The sequence below is a fragment of the Dorea hominis genome (assembly GCF_014287705.1).
GTDB classification, from domain to species: Bacteria; Bacillota; Clostridia; order Lachnospirales; family Lachnospiraceae; genus Dorea_D; species Dorea_D hominis.
The window spans coordinates 177,964-192,927 of sequence record NZ_JACOOY010000005.1; the positions used below are offsets into that span (position 1 = coordinate 177,964).

General features: G+C 41.7%; 21 protein-coding genes. 15 read left to right on the forward strand and 6 right to left on the reverse strand.

What is annotated here, in order from left to right; all coding sequences use genetic code 11:
- The first annotated feature begins 76 nt into the window (after nucleotides 1–76).
- The 4 genes from H8S07_RS05675 to H8S07_RS05690 all read left to right on the forward strand — a co-directional run bounded on the left by H8S07_RS05675 (nucleotide 77) and on the right by H8S07_RS05690 (nucleotide 2,577).
- Nucleotides 77–706: a histidine phosphatase family protein gene (locus H8S07_RS05675; protein ID WP_186855625.1), complete on the forward strand. Its 630-nt coding sequence runs from the start codon at nucleotides 77–79 to the stop codon at nucleotides 704–706.
- A 360-nt stretch (nucleotides 707–1,066) separates the two neighbouring features.
- On the forward strand, nucleotides 1,067–1,585 hold the full coding sequence (locus H8S07_RS05680) for a hypothetical protein (protein ID WP_021859940.1): 519 nt from the start codon (nucleotides 1,067–1,069) through the stop codon (nucleotides 1,583–1,585).
- 12 nt (nucleotides 1,586–1,597) lie between these two features.
- The gene (locus H8S07_RS05685) at nucleotides 1,598–2,098 is read left to right on the forward strand and encodes a hypothetical protein (RefSeq protein ID WP_186855626.1); all 501 of its coding nucleotides are present in this window, start codon (nucleotides 1,598–1,600) and stop codon (nucleotides 2,096–2,098) included.
- A 266-nt stretch (nucleotides 2,099–2,364) separates the two neighbouring features.
- Entirely contained in the window at nucleotides 2,365–2,577 is a 213-nt protein-coding gene (locus H8S07_RS05690; RefSeq protein WP_186855627.1) for a hypothetical protein, read from the forward strand.
- Nucleotides 2,578–2,789: 212 nt separating this feature from the next.
- Here the strand turns inward: H8S07_RS05690 and H8S07_RS05695 are convergent, their stop codons facing one another.
- Nucleotides 2,790–4,421 carry an ABC-F family ATP-binding cassette domain-containing protein gene (locus H8S07_RS05695; RefSeq protein WP_021859937.1) on the reverse strand — a complete coding sequence of 544 codons (1,632 nt, stop codon included), beginning with the start codon at nucleotides 4,419–4,421 and terminating at the stop codon, nucleotides 2,790–2,792.
- Nucleotides 4,422–4,898: 477 nt separating this feature from the next.
- Here H8S07_RS05695 and H8S07_RS05700 point away from each other — a divergent pair, with 477 nt between their 5' ends.
- On the forward strand, nucleotides 4,899–5,756 hold the full coding sequence (locus H8S07_RS05700; RefSeq protein ID WP_021859936.1) for a patatin-like phospholipase family protein: 858 nt from the start codon (nucleotides 4,899–4,901) through the stop codon (nucleotides 5,754–5,756).
- Nucleotide 5,757: 1 nt separating this feature from the next.
- Complete coding sequence (locus tag H8S07_RS05705; RefSeq protein ID WP_186855628.1) at nucleotides 5,758–6,372, forward strand: HD domain-containing protein; 615 nt, start codon at nucleotides 5,758–5,760, stop codon at nucleotides 6,370–6,372.
- Nucleotides 6,373–6,560: 188 nt separating this feature from the next.
- Here H8S07_RS05705 and truA read toward each other — a convergent pair whose 3' ends face one another.
- Nucleotides 6,561–7,337 (reverse strand): tRNA pseudouridine(38-40) synthase TruA, encoded by a 777-nt coding sequence (truA, locus tag H8S07_RS05710; RefSeq protein ID WP_118660416.1) that lies wholly within the window; start codon nucleotides 7,335–7,337, stop codon nucleotides 6,561–6,563.
- A gap of 93 nt (nucleotides 7,338–7,430) precedes the next feature.
- On the opposite strand from truA, the gene H8S07_RS05715 reads away from it, so the two are divergent.
- A complete protein-coding gene (locus H8S07_RS05715) occupies nucleotides 7,431–7,907 on the forward strand; it encodes an acyl-CoA thioesterase (RefSeq protein WP_021859933.1) in 477 nt (158 codons plus the stop codon).
- 7 nt (nucleotides 7,908–7,914) lie between these two features.
- On the opposite strand, the gene H8S07_RS05720 is transcribed toward H8S07_RS05715, so the two are convergent.
- The 4 genes from H8S07_RS05720 to H8S07_RS05735 all read right to left on the reverse strand — a co-directional run bounded on the left by H8S07_RS05720 (nucleotide 7,915) and on the right by H8S07_RS05735 (nucleotide 9,706).
- The gene (locus H8S07_RS05720; RefSeq protein ID WP_118288518.1) at nucleotides 7,915–8,190 is read right to left on the reverse strand and encodes a hypothetical protein; all 276 of its coding nucleotides are present in this window, start codon (nucleotides 8,188–8,190) and stop codon (nucleotides 7,915–7,917) included.
- Between the two features lie 15 nt (nucleotides 8,191–8,205).
- Nucleotides 8,206–8,619, reverse strand: a complete 414-nt coding sequence (locus H8S07_RS05725; protein WP_186855629.1) for a hypothetical protein — start codon at nucleotides 8,617–8,619, stop codon at nucleotides 8,206–8,208.
- A gap of 120 nt (nucleotides 8,620–8,739) precedes the next feature.
- Nucleotides 8,740–9,000, reverse strand: coding sequence for a chorion class high-cysteine HCB protein 13 (locus H8S07_RS05730; RefSeq protein ID WP_117537271.1), 261 nt, complete (start codon nucleotides 8,998–9,000; stop codon nucleotides 8,740–8,742).
- Nucleotides 9,001–9,073: 73 nt separating this feature from the next.
- A complete protein-coding gene (locus H8S07_RS05735) occupies nucleotides 9,074–9,706 on the reverse strand; it encodes a J domain-containing protein (protein ID WP_021859809.1) in 633 nt (210 codons plus the stop codon).
- 152 nt (nucleotides 9,707–9,858) lie between these two features.
- On the opposite strand from H8S07_RS05735, the gene H8S07_RS05740 reads away from it, so the two are divergent.
- The 8 genes from H8S07_RS05740 (at nucleotide 9,859) to rplS (ending at nucleotide 14,950) form a co-directional block, all read left to right on the forward strand.
- Nucleotides 9,859–10,737, forward strand: a complete 879-nt coding sequence (locus H8S07_RS05740) for a S8 family peptidase (RefSeq protein ID WP_186855630.1) — start codon at nucleotides 9,859–9,861, stop codon at nucleotides 10,735–10,737.
- Nucleotides 10,738–10,851: 114 nt separating this feature from the next.
- On the forward strand, nucleotides 10,852–11,196 hold the full coding sequence (ylxM, locus tag H8S07_RS05745; RefSeq protein ID WP_021859807.1) for a YlxM family DNA-binding protein: 345 nt from the start codon (nucleotides 10,852–10,854) through the stop codon (nucleotides 11,194–11,196).
- Between the two features lie 4 nt (nucleotides 11,197–11,200).
- Nucleotides 11,201–12,553: a signal recognition particle protein gene (ffh, locus tag H8S07_RS05750; RefSeq protein ID WP_186855631.1), complete on the forward strand. Its 1,353-nt coding sequence runs from the start codon at nucleotides 11,201–11,203 to the stop codon at nucleotides 12,551–12,553.
- A 78-nt stretch (nucleotides 12,554–12,631) separates the two neighbouring features.
- Nucleotides 12,632–12,877 (forward strand): 30S ribosomal protein S16, encoded by a 246-nt coding sequence (rpsP, locus tag H8S07_RS05755; protein ID WP_021859805.1) that lies wholly within the window; start codon nucleotides 12,632–12,634, stop codon nucleotides 12,875–12,877.
- A 24-nt stretch (nucleotides 12,878–12,901) separates the two neighbouring features.
- The gene (locus H8S07_RS05760) at nucleotides 12,902–13,132 is read left to right on the forward strand and encodes a KH domain-containing protein (protein WP_186855632.1); all 231 of its coding nucleotides are present in this window, start codon (nucleotides 12,902–12,904) and stop codon (nucleotides 13,130–13,132) included.
- A gap of 76 nt (nucleotides 13,133–13,208) precedes the next feature.
- Nucleotides 13,209–13,715: a ribosome maturation factor RimM gene (rimM, locus tag H8S07_RS05765; RefSeq protein ID WP_186855633.1), complete on the forward strand. Its 507-nt coding sequence runs from the start codon at nucleotides 13,209–13,211 to the stop codon at nucleotides 13,713–13,715.
- A 26-nt stretch (nucleotides 13,716–13,741) separates the two neighbouring features.
- Nucleotides 13,742–14,488 carry a tRNA (guanosine(37)-N1)-methyltransferase TrmD gene (gene trmD / locus H8S07_RS05770; protein WP_118288516.1) on the forward strand — a complete coding sequence of 249 codons (747 nt, stop codon included), beginning with the start codon at nucleotides 13,742–13,744 and terminating at the stop codon, nucleotides 14,486–14,488.
- 114 nt (nucleotides 14,489–14,602) lie between these two features.
- A complete protein-coding gene (gene rplS, locus H8S07_RS05775; RefSeq protein WP_021859801.1) occupies nucleotides 14,603–14,950 on the forward strand; it encodes a 50S ribosomal protein L19 in 348 nt (115 codons plus the stop codon).
- The last annotated feature ends 14 nt before the right edge of the window (nucleotides 14,951–14,964 follow it).

The window sequence follows — 14,964 nt, forward strand, 5'->3', positions numbered from 1 at the left end:
ATGTGCAACAGCACATGAGTGAGAAGATGTCGCTGTCAAGTGCAGTGGACATGAGATATATAAGGAGTTTTAGAGGATGGAATTATATTTGGTGAGACATGGAGAGACAGAGTGGAATAAAGAGCGTAGGCTGCAGGGACAGGCGGATATCGCTTTAGATGATTTTGGCAGACAACTGGCAGTGGAAACAGGAGAAGCGCTTCAGGACATACCATTTGATGTATGTTTTACAAGCCCTTTAAAAAGAGCGAAAGAGACGGCTGAACTTATCCTTGCGGGGAAAGATGTGCCGATCATAGAAGATAAACGGATTATAGAGATGGGATTCGCAGAGTACGAAGGAAAATGCTGCGCAGAAGAAGGATGGGATCTTCCGGAATCTTTCAGAGCATTTTTTAATGATCCGGTTGGTTTCAAGCCTGCACAGGGCGGCGAAGATTTTCTGGCAGTGAAAAAACGTACCGGCGCATTTCTGGACTGGCTGATACATGCACCGGAATATGCGCGTAAATGTGTACTGCTTACCACCCATGGTGTAGCGCTTGCAGGGCTTATGAATAATATTAAGAATCAGCCGCTGGAAGCATACTGGGATATTGGTGTACATAAAAACTGTGCAGTAACAAAAGTAGAAGTGCAGGATGGCGTTGCCCGGATTATTTATGAGAACCGGACATTTTACAAAGAAGAGGTGAAGAATTGGTAGATGAAGAGTATAATAATAACATCATGGGTGACATTCGCATGTCTATGCTATATGGCAGTAACAGAAGGATTAGACTTGATTCTGGGAATAGCATTGCTGACTAATATTATAAGCAATATAATCAACATAATATACTTGAAAAAGGAGTAGGAGAGGACGACTAGGGTTCTCTCTTTTTTATTACAGTTTGTATTAATAAAATCGCAATAAATATTAAGAATAGCTACCAGCTTTCGGTTTTATAAGAATTATTCAAATGATTAAAGAGAAGAATTAAGGGAATCTTAAAGGAATTTTCAGAAAATATGTCATAAATTGAAGCATGGATTTGTTATAATGAGAAAAAGGAGGGAAAAGCCTATGAAAAAATCAGATAAAATTTTTGCAAGAACAAAAGAGAGCATACTGCTTATTGTTTTACTGGTGCTTTGTATTCCGAAAGTTGTCTATGCTGATTCTTCCTGGATATGGTTTACAACGACGGCACCATATCAGCTATTGCCATTTGTAGCTGTGCTGACAATTGTGATCGAATATTTGATGATTAAAAATATTTTACATATTCAGAATAAAAAAAGAGTGCTGATCGCTGTCTGTATATCAAATCTCGTATCTTTTATGGTGCCGTATTTTGCCACTTATTATCAAGATGGAGTATATGAAACGATAAAACAGACATTTGAATCGATGGATTTTTATACCATTAACAGTGCATACCTGTTCCTGACGCTGATCATAGAATGTCCGATTGTTTATGCAATTGTGCAGGATGAAATTCATGATAAAAAGAAGAGCCTCGGTGTGATTGCGGCTGCGAATGTTGTAACTACTGTAATGGTCGCTGCAATCGAGCGAATCGCGTGCAGAGGAAGCTGGTAAGGAGGAAAAAAGATGAAGAAAAGTAAAATTTCACAGTGTGTAGTAGTTGTCGTATGTCTGGCAATTGTAATGTATGCAGGAATTGGATGGAATCATTTTACGACATGTAAGATTCATATTACATATAATGGAAAAGAGATTAAGGATGTAAATGTTGTAAAGGTAGAAGTTGTCAGAGATTCGGGAAAACCGGTTAAATCTACATGGATGAAGAAAAGTCCGGATAAAATTAAGTTGCTTAACTGGGACAAAGATGCAACGGAATATCAATATTTTGTCAGTATTCCCAAAGATGCTCTTGGGAAAGGTGTTCCGGAACAAGTATATGAGATGAGTTATTATATAGCAGATGAAATGCAGTGTGCAGCGATTACCTGGAATGCTGATATTGTAAATGAGAATGGTGTCTGGAAAGCAAATTATAATGTAAAATACAGAGAACCGAAATGGGGCGACACCTATAAGAAGAAAGTAAAGAATGGAACGGATTCAGGGTTCGTGATTGGAATTTAGAGCAAATTAAAAAAGATTCGTGATGGGACATTAGAGAAAAGAACGGAATCCAGAGTTATGTTTGGATTTTCAGTGATTATCATACAACATATAAAGGTGCAGATAATTTCTTCCAGATACTTCAATATGCGGAAGCAAATTTTAAAAATAATGCCTATAGAACCTGCCACTGGCAGATTCCTACGGATGCTATGGCAACTAAAATACAGCTGCTGATTGGCTGGATCTGCAATACAACAGACTTTTATTTTTGGGGAAAAGATGCTGTGGTTGAAGAATTACAGAAGAACAACGAATGTATGATTGAGGAATTGTACAGGAAGATGCCTGAGAAAGAGGAAGTACTTTATTTTTATTATGCTATACATAAGCCGGGAAAATGTGAGAAACAGATAAAAGAAAAATTAAAACAAATAGGTACGCAGATGTTTCCTACAGAATTAGAAGCAGATTGCTATTTTAGATTTTCAGATAGATAATTGTAAATTAGATACAGACTGGCGGGTTGCCGTATCCCCAACAAGCTAATGAGATGTGATATCCCTATATAAACAATAGAACTGTAAGGGGTATGTTTGACGTATCTCAAACAAGCTGATATAAACTAAAAAGGATCTCTAACAAGTTAAAAGAAAACGCTAACAAGACATAACAAAAGAGGATCGCAAAAATGCGATCCTCACGGAGCTGTTTAGTTGTCTTCTTCCTGAACAGTGTAAGTCTGTCTCTTTCTTGCCATCTCGTCATTTTCAAGGTACTCATCGTAAGTAGTAATCTTGTCGATGAGCTTTCCGCCCGGAACAATCTCCATGATACGGTTGGCAGTTGTCTGGACAATCTGGTGGTCACGGCAAGAGAACAGGATAACGCCAGAAAACTTGGTCATACCTGTATTCAGTGCAGTGATCGATTCCATATCCAAGTGGTTAGTCGGCTCGTCAAACATCAGCACATTTGCACCGGAAATCATCATCTTGGAAAGCAGACAGCGCACCTTCTCTCCACCGGATAATACTTTTACACGTTTCACACCGTCATCACCGGCGAACAACATGCGTCCGAGAAAACCACGTACATAAGTAGCATCTTTCTCTTCAGAATACTGAGTCAGCCATTCAACGATCGTATAATCGTTGTCAAATTCTTCTCCGCTGTCTAATGGGAAATATGCCTGTGTGGTAGTGATTCCCCATTTATAAGTTCCCTCATCCGGTTCCATGTTACCGGCGAGAATTTCGAACAAAGTGGTTTTGGCAAGCTCATTACCGCCAACGAAAGCAACTTTGTCATCACGGTTCAGTGTAAAGGAAATGTTATCCAGAACTTTTTCACCGTCGATGGTCTTGCTTAAGCCTTCTACAGACAGAACTTCATTACCAATCTCGCGGTTTGGACGGAAATCAATGTAAGGATATTTTCTGCTGGACGGCTGGATATCGTCAAGCTGGATTTTCTCCAGTGCACGTTTTCTGGATGTCGCCTGCTTGGATTTGGAAGCGTTAGCGCTGAATCGGGAAATAAATTCCTGCAATTCTTTGATTTTCTCTTCCTTCTTCTTGTTGGCTTCTTTCATCTGACGGATCAGAAGCTGGCTGGATTCATACCAGAAATCATAGTTACCGGCATACAGTTTGATTTTTCCATAGTCGATATCTGCGATCTGTGTGCAGACTTTATTCAGGAAATAACGGTCATGGGATACAACGATGACTGTATTGTCGAATCCGATCAGGAATTCTTCCAGCCATGCGATCGCATCCAGGTCTAGGTGGTTGGTCGGCTCGTCGAGGAGCAGGATATCCGGGTTGCCGAATAATGCCTGTGCGAGAAGCACTTTGACTTTCTCAGGACCTGCAAGATTTTTCATTGTCTCATAGTGAAGTTCTGTCCCGATTCCAAGACCATTTAATAAAGTAGAAGCGTCAGACTCAGCTTCCCATCCGTTCATGGAAGCAAATTCAGCTTCTAATTCACTTGCCTTGATACCATCTTCATCAGTGAAATCTTCTTTCGCGTAGATGGCTTCCTTTTCTTTCATGATTTCGTACAATCGAGCATTTCCCATCATGACCGTATCCAGTACCGGAAATTCATCGTATTTGAAATGATCCTGCTGCAGGAAAGAAAGACGCTCACCCGGAGTGATGATGACTTCTCCCTTGCTTGGTTCAAGCTGTCCGGATAAAATCTTAAGAAAAGTAGATTTACCGGCTCCATTTGCACCAATCAGACCATAACAGTTGCCTTCTGTAAATTTGATATTTACATCTTCAAATAATGCTTTTTTACCCACACGCAGTGTAATATTGCTTGTGCTGATCATATTTTACATTCTCCTTGTTATTTTGATTATCTTCTTATTATTAATTTCATTGCATACAAAGCCTATCTTATCAGAGTTGGTGGAAAATGGCAAGGAAATTTAAGCTGGACGCAGAGGTTGTTTTTCGGGTTTGTTGTCGCATAGGGGTTACGTTTCCTGAAAAATCATGTTATGATAAGCAGTAACCGAAATATCATAGAACATACAGGTTGATGATATTGAGACAGGATAGTAACTGGAAATGCTATAGATATACTGGTTTACAGAAGGGATGATATTAAAACAGACTGCAACTGGAAGTGCTATAGAATATACAGATTTACAGAAGTAATGATATTAAGACAGACCGCAACTGGAAATGTTATAGAATATACAGGGCAAGAGAAGTCTGCTATTAAGACAGGCTGTAATCAGAAATACTATAGAGCATAGAAGGTGACAGAATCGAGCTATATAAAGAAAAGGAGCGTGGAATTTATGATAAATGGAACACTTGTATTAGAAGGCGGAGCTACGAGAGGTGTATTTACATCAGGAGCACTGGATTATCTTATGGAGAAAGATCAGTATTTTTCTCATGTGATCGGTGTATCGGCAGGCTCCTGCAATGCGGTGGACTATGTGTCGAAACAGCCGGGACGCACAAGAGACTGCATGATTCATAAAGATAAAGAGTATAGCTATTATTATGGCTTTCGTGAGTTTATCAAAGAGAAGAGTATTCTGGATATGGACATGGTATTTGACAAATATCCGAAGGAAATCTTCCCGTTTGATTATGAGACATATTTCGCATCAGATATGACATGCGAAATTGTGACAGTAAACTGTGAGACAGGAAAAGCAGAATACATGACGGAAGATCATGATTTTGACAGACTGATGAAGATTTGCCGTGCATCCAGCAGTATGCCGCTTGTATCTCCGATTGTAAATATTGACGAAGTTCCGTATCTGGACGGTGGAATTGCGGATTCCATTCCGCTACGCCGTGCGATGGAGCTTGGCAATAAGAAGATTGTTCTGATACTGACAAGGAATCCAGGCTACCGAAAGAAACCAATTTCCAAAGGAATGGCAGGAATTTACCGGAAAGCATATAAGAAATATCCAAATCTGGTGCGAGCAGCGATCCGCAGAAATCATGTATATAATCAGACAATGGAGCATGTAGAGAAACTGGAAGAAGAAGGAAAGATTTTCGTGCTTCGCCCACTGATCCCGACAGTTTCCCGTCTGGAGAAAGACTATGATACATTGATGAATTTCTATAATCATGGCTATAAGCTGATGGAAAAACAGTACGATGCAATGATGAAATATCTGGAGGAATAAAATGGATCAGAGAAGTCTGTTAGAATTTATGACGATTGCGGAGAAATTAAAATGTAATCTCCGCCATTCTTGTACGAGCAGCGGACGTCCGGAGAGTGTGGCTGAGCATACGTTTCGACTGATAATGTTTGCGTGGCTTGTGGAGGATGCATTTCCAGAGTGTGACAGTGACCGCGTTATGAAAATGTGTCTGTTGCATGATATGGGAGAAGCAGTGACAGGAGATGTTCCGGCATTTGAGAAGAAAGAAGAAGACCGGATGACAGAGAAGGATGCGATTTATCAGATTGCAGAAGTGCTGCCGGATAAAAAACGAAAAGAATTTCTTATGCTTCTTGAAGAACTGGAAGCAAGTGAGACGATGGAAGCGAAGATTGTGCATGCTTTAGATAAGATGGAAGCTATAATCCAGCACAATGAAGCGTCGATTGATACGTGGCTGCCACTGGAGTATGATCTGCAGCTGACTTATGGGCAGGAGCAGGCAAAAGTACATCCTTATCTGGAACGGATGCGGGAACTGATACGTCAGGATACGTTGGATAAGATTGACGCTGCTGTAGATGAAGCACTGGATGAACAGATGGGGCTGCAGGATAAAAAAGGGTTTCTATAAAATGTAATGTGAAAATAATCTTGCAGAAGAGAAAAATGTAACGTGAAAGTAACTATGTAAGAGATACACTATAAAGTAATAACATAAGATAAGAAAGATATAAGATAATATTAAGATAAGAGAAGAGTACTGCAAAATAGAAGAGATATTCTAATTGCAATACTCTTTTGGTGTTTAAGTCTCCAGAACTATATCTCGCCCATCGTTGGTGCATTGCCGACCGGTGCAGCATATTCAATATCCTGCAGATATAATCCTTTCGGATCGCACGGGGCACTTGCATCGGCAGTGCCGTCAAAGATTGCATCGATATCATCAAGACTTCGTGTGCCAAAACCGATATCCAGAAGTGTACCGATAATGATACGCGCCATGTTATGAAGAAAATCATCGGCGCGGAGTGTGATCTGCATTTCTTCGATATCGTCATAAATCTCAATGTTTGTAACTTCACGGACAGTAGATTTGGTCTTCTTAACGGTTGAAAAATTCTTGAAATCATGTTTGCCGATCAAGTGCAGGGCAGCCTGCTGCATGCGTTTCTTGTCCGGAATCTTATAGCAGTGGTAAGTTGTCTTGCGGTCGAATACACTCGGCACATCGGAAATCGTCATGCGGTATACATAAGTCTTGTATCTGGCATTCAACTGTGCATGGAAACGGTCATCGACTTCCTCTACATCTGTAATCGCGATATCCATTGGAAGATAGCGGTTCAGATAATGTTTGATATCCTGTACATCCATCGTGCTCTCAGTCTTGAAGTTGACAATCTGTGCATAGGCGTGCACACCAACTTCTGTACGGCATCCACAGTAGAGATCCACAACAAATTCACCGGTCATCTTCCGCAGAACTTCCTGAATCTTATTGAAAATTGTATTGCTCGATTCATTTTTGCCAAGTCTTGTCCAACCCTGATAACGGCTGCCATCGTATTCTATCGTAAGTTTTATATTTCTCATGTTTAAATGCTCCTTTTGTATGCTTGTAGTGTTAGTATAACAAATCTTGTGGTATAATAAAAGACACGAAAATAAGAAAGAGAAGATTATTTTATGAAGGCAGAAGAAAGAAAAGTATCTGAATCAGTCGTTGAGACAATCCATATTGTGCGTCCAAACCATCTAAACGGTGCAGATCGTCTGTTTGGTGGAATCCTGATGCAGTGGATCGATGAAGTGGCTGTAGTCGCGGCAAAGAGACATGCAAGAATGAATGTGATCACAGCATCTGTAGACAATCTGAAGTTCCTCCACGGTGCGTATCAAAAGGATGTTGTGATTATTATAGGAAGCGTAACGTATGTCGGAACTACTTCCATGGAAGTAAAAGTAGACACCTATGTAGAGCATATGGACAGTGAACGTACACTCATCAATCGTGCATATTTTACAATGGTTGGTCTTGATGAGAATGACAGACCGGCGCACGTTCCGGGACTCGTTCTTGAGACAGAAGAAGAGAGAGCGGAATGGGAAAAGGCAAAGAAGCGCCGGGAGATCCGTATGCTCCGCAAGGAAGAAGGGTTTTAGAATGCTATTACTTCATATAACCTTTTACCATCTGTACCATCTGATCAATATTCTGTTTCTCCTGATCCGATTTCCCGTCTTTCAAGATCTCAAGGATCAGGGAAAATTCATCCGGAGTGAAGCGGATCCCTTTCTTTCCGGCACTGGATATAAGAGCCATCATAACCGGAGCAAGATCCTTTCCGGTTTTATTCCCTGTATTGGCGGCAGCAGTGCGGATCAGCTGTAATTTGATCGGATCGAGATTTTTAAGATCCGGGTGATTCATCCATTCATTTGCCATAGATAAACACTCCTTTCATTTTTCAAAATCTTTGTTTAACGCATCATCAAACATCTGACTGTATGCAGCAAATTCTTCCTGCTGTGTATCTGTAAACATTCCATTTAAAATATCAGAAGGATTAAAGTCTGTGTCATTTTCTGACATGGAAAACATCTGCATCATCATTTCCAACTGGCGGAATTTGTCTGAGCTGTCCGGATCCATGTATGGAAGAAGTTCGGAGACAGACTGCAGGGAAAATTCTTTCCGGGCAAATCCCTGAAACGTACGCAAGGTATAGGAAAGTTCCAGATATTTAATAAAAATGGCAAGTAATTTCTGCATATGTGCGGGGATGAACGGCAAAAGAAGTTTCAGAAGATATAAGTCCCCGGGCATGGTCAGTTCATCGAACGGCAGCAATGATCTGGGTGTTTTCTTTTCCATGGCAGTTCCTTCCTTTTACGTTGTAAATATATATGAGGAATAACGTGGAAATATACATAAAAAAGGAGATGGAGTATAAACTCCATCCCGAATCATATCGGAAACAGTGTGAAGGATGAATTAGCAGCATCCGTTTCCACATCCGCAGTTGCCGAAACCACCGCAGCAGCATAAGAGAAGGATGATCCACAGGCAGCTGTCATTGCCACAGCCACATCCGTTGTTGTTGCCGCATCCGCCACAGCAGCATAAGAGAAGGATGATCCACAGGCAGCTGTTATTGCCGAAACCACATCCGCAGTTGTTATTGTTGCCGCATCCGCCTCCGAATCTGTCAGCGTCACATCCGCAGCCACAGTTTGTAGCACTTAAATCACTCATATTAAAATCCTCCGATGAAATATTTACAGTAATAACATATGCGAATTCGGAGGATGTGTGAGTAAAGCACCGGCTAATATTTTAATAATTTCCTGACAGTATGTTCATATCTGGCAGCAGCGTTCTGGGCTTTTAGCTTTTCAACCATGCTGCGGCTTGATCTGATATGGGTGTCATAGAGCGCAAGCAGATAAGTAACAGTATAGTTTGGATTCTGGTAAGACGTAAAAAGTAGCCAGTTCATAATATCCGGATGCCAGTAGCGCTCCGGGATCTGCGCTTCCCGCAGTGTGATGATCGGGCGCAGGGCTCGGATGGCAAGTGCAGTCAGTCTGCCTTTAGCCTCCCGTTTGTGAAATAACGGTTCACTCTCCAGAACGATATCATATAATGTATTTGCTGCTTTCCAGTAAACGACAAATCCGGTGTCGCCGTTCGATTCTTCTTCTATATCGAACAGATCAAAAGTACGCATAACGGCTTTCCGCCCGGTTAAGGAGCGGTCGTATGCCTTGCGGCGTGCCGGATCTGAAAGTACTTTATATGCTTCGAGAATTTCCTGCATCCGGCTGGTTGTATCAACGCCGTTCTTCATATTTGCATCGGGATGGTATCTTTTTGCCAGTTCGTTCTTCGCCGATGTGATTTCTTCCGCAGACGCTTTCACAGAAACACCCAGAATGTCATAATAATTTTTTGATTTCATAGATTCTCCCCTTATATGTCTATGTAAATAGAACATATTTATATTACGACAGTTTTTATAGGAAATCAATTTGAAATTCTGGAAAATTTTAGCGGATAATATCTGCCGGAAAGCATGCCGGTGAATATGCTGATAAAAAAGGTGATAATCATATGGACAACGTAAAGCGCCAGATCGGATATGTATGTCCGGATACAATAAATGGAAGGATTACAGGAAGAGGTGTGAGAGCTGCTATCCTGGATACAGGTGCATATCCACATCCGGATTTTAAAGGAAGAGTCATTGGATTTGCAGATATGCAGCATGGACGATGCGGACTTTATGATGACAGCGGGCACGGAACACATGTGGCAGGAATTCTTGCCGGAGACGGGAAAATGTCCGGTGGAAGGTATGCAGGGATGGCACCGGGAGTGGAACTTCTGATCGTGAAAATACTGGATGAAAAAGGGGAAGGAAATGCCATGCATATTTTACGGGGAATGGAACATGTAAGAAAAGTGAATAAGAAAAATAAAATTGCACTTGTGAATCTGTCACTTGGCGCCGGCGTGGGACTTGATCCGGTCAAGGAGAACCGCATTACAGAAGCTGTGGAGGAACTGTGTAACTGTGGAATCACGGTCGTTGTGTCTGCCGGAAATTATGGACTGCAAAGCCGGAAAGTAAGTGTTCCGGGTACAAATGAAAAAGTACTCACTGTCGGAGCTTACAGGCGCAGTGGCATGGGCAGATACTGCAGCGGAACAGGACGGGAAAGAATCTGTGTGTGGAAACCGGATATTTTTGCACCGGGAGAGGGAATTGTATCCTGCGGATATGAAGCGGTAAACGGGGAAAGCTGTTTTCAAAGAAAAGAGTTTTTTCCTTATATAAGAAAGAGCGGTGCGTCAATGGCGACACCTGTCGTAACAGGTGCGCTTGCACTTGCAAAAAGCAAATATCCGGAACTGGAAGGTGAGGAGCTGAAGAGATATTTGCTGAAGCGGTGCGGCAGATCACTGCGTGTGGAACAGCTGCTTGCATAAAAATGAGACACGAAAGAAGTAGGAAAAATAAGAAAAAAGGAAGAAAACCAGGGTGTCAAGAAAAAATACTTGACACCTGCGCAGCTATCGTGTATGATAACACAGGTGATAAACATGAATGAAATTCTTGAACAGGCTTTATTGTTTGACTTCTATGGAGAATTGCTGACAGATCATCAGAAAGAGATTTACGGACAGTTCATTCAGGAGGATCTGTCTCTTGGTGAGATTGCAAGAGAGGCAGGCATCAGCCGGCAGGGAGTACATGATCTGATCCGACGGTGTAATCAGACATTGAGCGGATATGAAGAGAAACTTCATCTGGTAGAGAAGTTCATGGCAATAAAAGAGAAAACAGGAACGATCAAGGAATTGCTGGATGGCTATGAGAAAGAGCGTGCAGAAGAGATCGTTAAAGAGATCCGTAAGATATCGGATGAGATTATAGAGGAGTTATAGATATATGGCATTTGACAGTCTGACAGAAAAACTTCAGAATGTGTTTAAGAATCTGCGAAGCAAGGGTAGACTTACAGAGGCAGATGTAAAAGAAGCATTAAAAGAGATCAAACGTGCATTGTTAGCTGCGGATGTAAACTTCAAGGTTGTAAAGGAGTTTATCAAGAATGTCCAGGAGAGAGCCATTGGGCAGGATGTCATGAATGGATTGAATCCGGGACAGATGGTGATCAAGATCGTTAATGAAGAGCTGGTTAAGCTGATGGGCTCTGAGACAACGGAGATCAAGTTACAGCCGGGAAGTGCAATCACTGTCATTATGATGGCAGGACTTCAGGGAGCAGGTAAGACAACAACGACCGCGAAACTGGCGGGCAAATATAAATTAAAAGGCAAGAAGCCATTACTGGTAGCGTGTGATGTGTACCGTCCTGCTGCAATCAAGCAGTTACAGGTCAACGGTGAGAAACAGGGAGTGGAAGTCTTCGCAATGGGAGAAAACCACAAGCCGGCAGATATCGCAAAAGCTGCGATCGAGCATGCGAAGAAGAATGGCAACACGCCGGTGATCCTCGATACTGCAGGACGTCTTCATATTGATGAAGATATGATGGCAGAACTTCAGGAGATCAAAGAAACCGTAGAAGTACATCAGACGATTCTTGTAATTGATGCGATGACCGGTCAGGACGCCGTGAATGTGGCGAAGGATTTCAATGATAAGATCGGCATTGACGGTGTGATCGTTACCAAATTAGATGGTGACACAAGAGGTGGTGCTGCACTTTCTGTTAAGGCAGTTACCGGAAAGCCAATTTTGTATGCAGGTATGGGAGAGAAACTTTCAGATTTGGAGCAGTTTTACCCGGATCGTATGGCATCCAGAATCCTTGGCATGGGTGATGTGTTGACACTGATCGAGAAGGCAGAGTCACAGATCGATGAAGAGAAAGCCAAAGAGATGTCCAAGAAGCTTAAGAAGGCACAGTTTGACTTCGAGGATTATCTGGAAAGCATGAAGCAGATGAAAAATATGGGTGGACTTTCCAGCATCATGAGCATGCTGCCGGGACTTGGTGGTATGGGAATGGGCAAGATGAAAGGTCTTGATGACGAGCAGACAGCGCAGGCTGAGAAGAACATGGCGCGCATGGAAGCAATCATTTATTCCATGACTGTGGAAGAGAGAAGAAATCCGGATGTTCTGAATCCTTCAAGAAAGCATCGTATCGCAAGAGGCGCAGGTGTGGACATCAGTGAAGTGAACCGTATGGTCAAGCAGTTCGGTGAGATGAAGAAGATGATGAAGATGATGGGAAAAGGCGGAAAACGCGGCAAGTTCCGCATGCCGTTCTAACATTGATATAAGGCGTGATTACGCATTATATATAGAAATCAAAAAATATTTATAAAATTTTATTTGGAGGTAAACAAAATGGCAGTAAAAATCAGATTAAGAAGAATGGGACAGAAGAAAGCTCCTTTTTATAGAATCGTAGTAGCAGATTCTAGATCACCGAGAGATGGTAAATTCATCGACGAGATCGGAACATATGATCCGAACTGTGAGCCAAGCGCAATCTCAGTTGACGAAGAAGCAGCTAAGAAATGGTTAGGAACAGGTGCACAGCCGACAGAAACAGTAAGCAAGATTTTCAAAGCAGCAGGCATCGAGAAATAATTAATACCCTGGAGGTGCACAGCTATGAAAGAGCTGGTAGAAGTTATCGCAAAAGCTTTAGTAGATGATCCTGACAGTGTTGTTGTAACAGAACGTGAAGAGAAGAAAGCTACCGTTCTGGAAGTGAAAGTTGCAGATTCCGACATGGGAAAAGTAATTGGAAAACAGGGACGTATTGCAAAAGCAATTCGTTCTGTGGTAAAAGCAGCAGCTGCAAAGGAAGATAAGAAAGTAATCGTTGATATTTTAGATTAATTACCAACGGATGCTTACAGGACAGGTCTGTAGTAGTACCTGTCCTTTTTTAAAGCAGTCAGAAGGAGATTTGTAAATGGAAGATATGCTTCAAGTAGGCGTGATCACACAGACACACGGCGTGCGGGGAGAAGTCAAAGTTTTTCCGACTACGGATGATGTGAACCGCTTCAAAAAGTTAAAACAGGTCATTCTTGATATAGGAAAAGAGACAATGTCGTTAGAAATTCAGAGTGTAAAATTTTTTAAACAGTTTGTGATCTTAAAATTTAAAGGCATTGATAATATAAATGATATTGAAAAGTATAAAAGATGTTCGCTTTATGTAACAAGAGAACATGCAGTACCGCTGGAAGAAGACGAATATTTTATTGCGGATATGATTGGCATGGAAGTATGCACAGAAGATGGCAATATATTCGGTACATTAAAAGATGTGATCGAGACAGGTGCCAACGATGTTTATGTGATTGAAAGTGCGGAGCACGGCGAAGTGCTTGTTCCTGCGATCAAAGAATGTATCCGCAGTGTAGATATAGAAAAAGGGCAGATGATGATCCATCTGATGGATGGACTGATCTGATCGCTTACAGGAAGGAATCATAACAAATGCAGTTTTATATTATGACATTATTTCCGGAGATGGTGATGGGCGGTCTTAAGACAAGTATTATCGGACGTGCGATAAAGAATGAACTGCTTTCCATCGAAGCAATTAATATCCGGGATTATGCATTTAACAAACATAACAGCGTGGATGATTATCCATATGGCGGCGGTGCAGGAATGCTCATGCAGGCAGAGCCGGTATACCAGTGTTACAAAGCACTGGAAGACAGGATCGGAAAACGTCCGCGTGTAGTCTATCTGTCGCCGCAGGGACAGACATTTAACCAGAAGATGGCAGAAGAATTTGCGGAAGAAGAAGAACTCGTATTCTTGTGCGGTCATTATGAAGGCATTGACGAGCGCGTGCTGGAAGAGATTGTTACGGATTATGTATCGATTGGAGATTATGTGCTGACCGGAGGAGAACTTCCGGCAATGATCATGGTAGATGCGATTTCCAGACTTGTTCCGGGAGTGCTCCACAATGATGTTTCCGCAGAGTTTGAAAGTTTTCAGGATAATCTTCTGGAATATCCGCAGTATTCAAGACCGGAGACATGGCATGATAAGAAAGTTCCGGAAGTTCTGATGTCCGGTCACCATGCCAATATTGAAAAATGGCGCAGAGAGCAGTCTGTCATCCGTACAGCGAAGAACCGTCCGGATCTGCTGGAAAAAGCAGAACTTACAGACAAGGAGAGAATCCTTGCAGCGCAGATACAGAAAGAAATGACAAAAAGCGAATAAAGTTCTTGCTTTTTGGTTAGGATTATGATAACATATCATATGTTGTGAAGAAAATAGATGGTCCTCTGGTACGAAGCGTATTAAGAACATCCAAGTAAACAAGGAGGTCACACAATGAACGATATTATTAAGAATATTGAAGCAGAGCAGTTAAAAGAGAATGCACCGGAGTTCCACGTTGGTGATACTGTAAAAGTTTACGGTAAAATCAAAGAGGGAAACCGTGAAAGAATTCAGGTTTTCGAAGGTACAGTTCTTAAGAAACAGGGCGGAAGTACAAGAGCAACATTCACAGTTAGAAAGACTTCTAATGGAGTAGGTGTTGAGAAGACTTGGCCGCTTCATTCTCCAAACGTAGAGAAGGTTGAAGTAGTAAGAAGAGGTAAAGTAAGAAGAGCTAAACTGAACTACTTAAGAGACCGCGTTGGTAAGAGAGCGAAAGTTAAAGAATTAGTAAAATAAGAAACAGGTTTAAA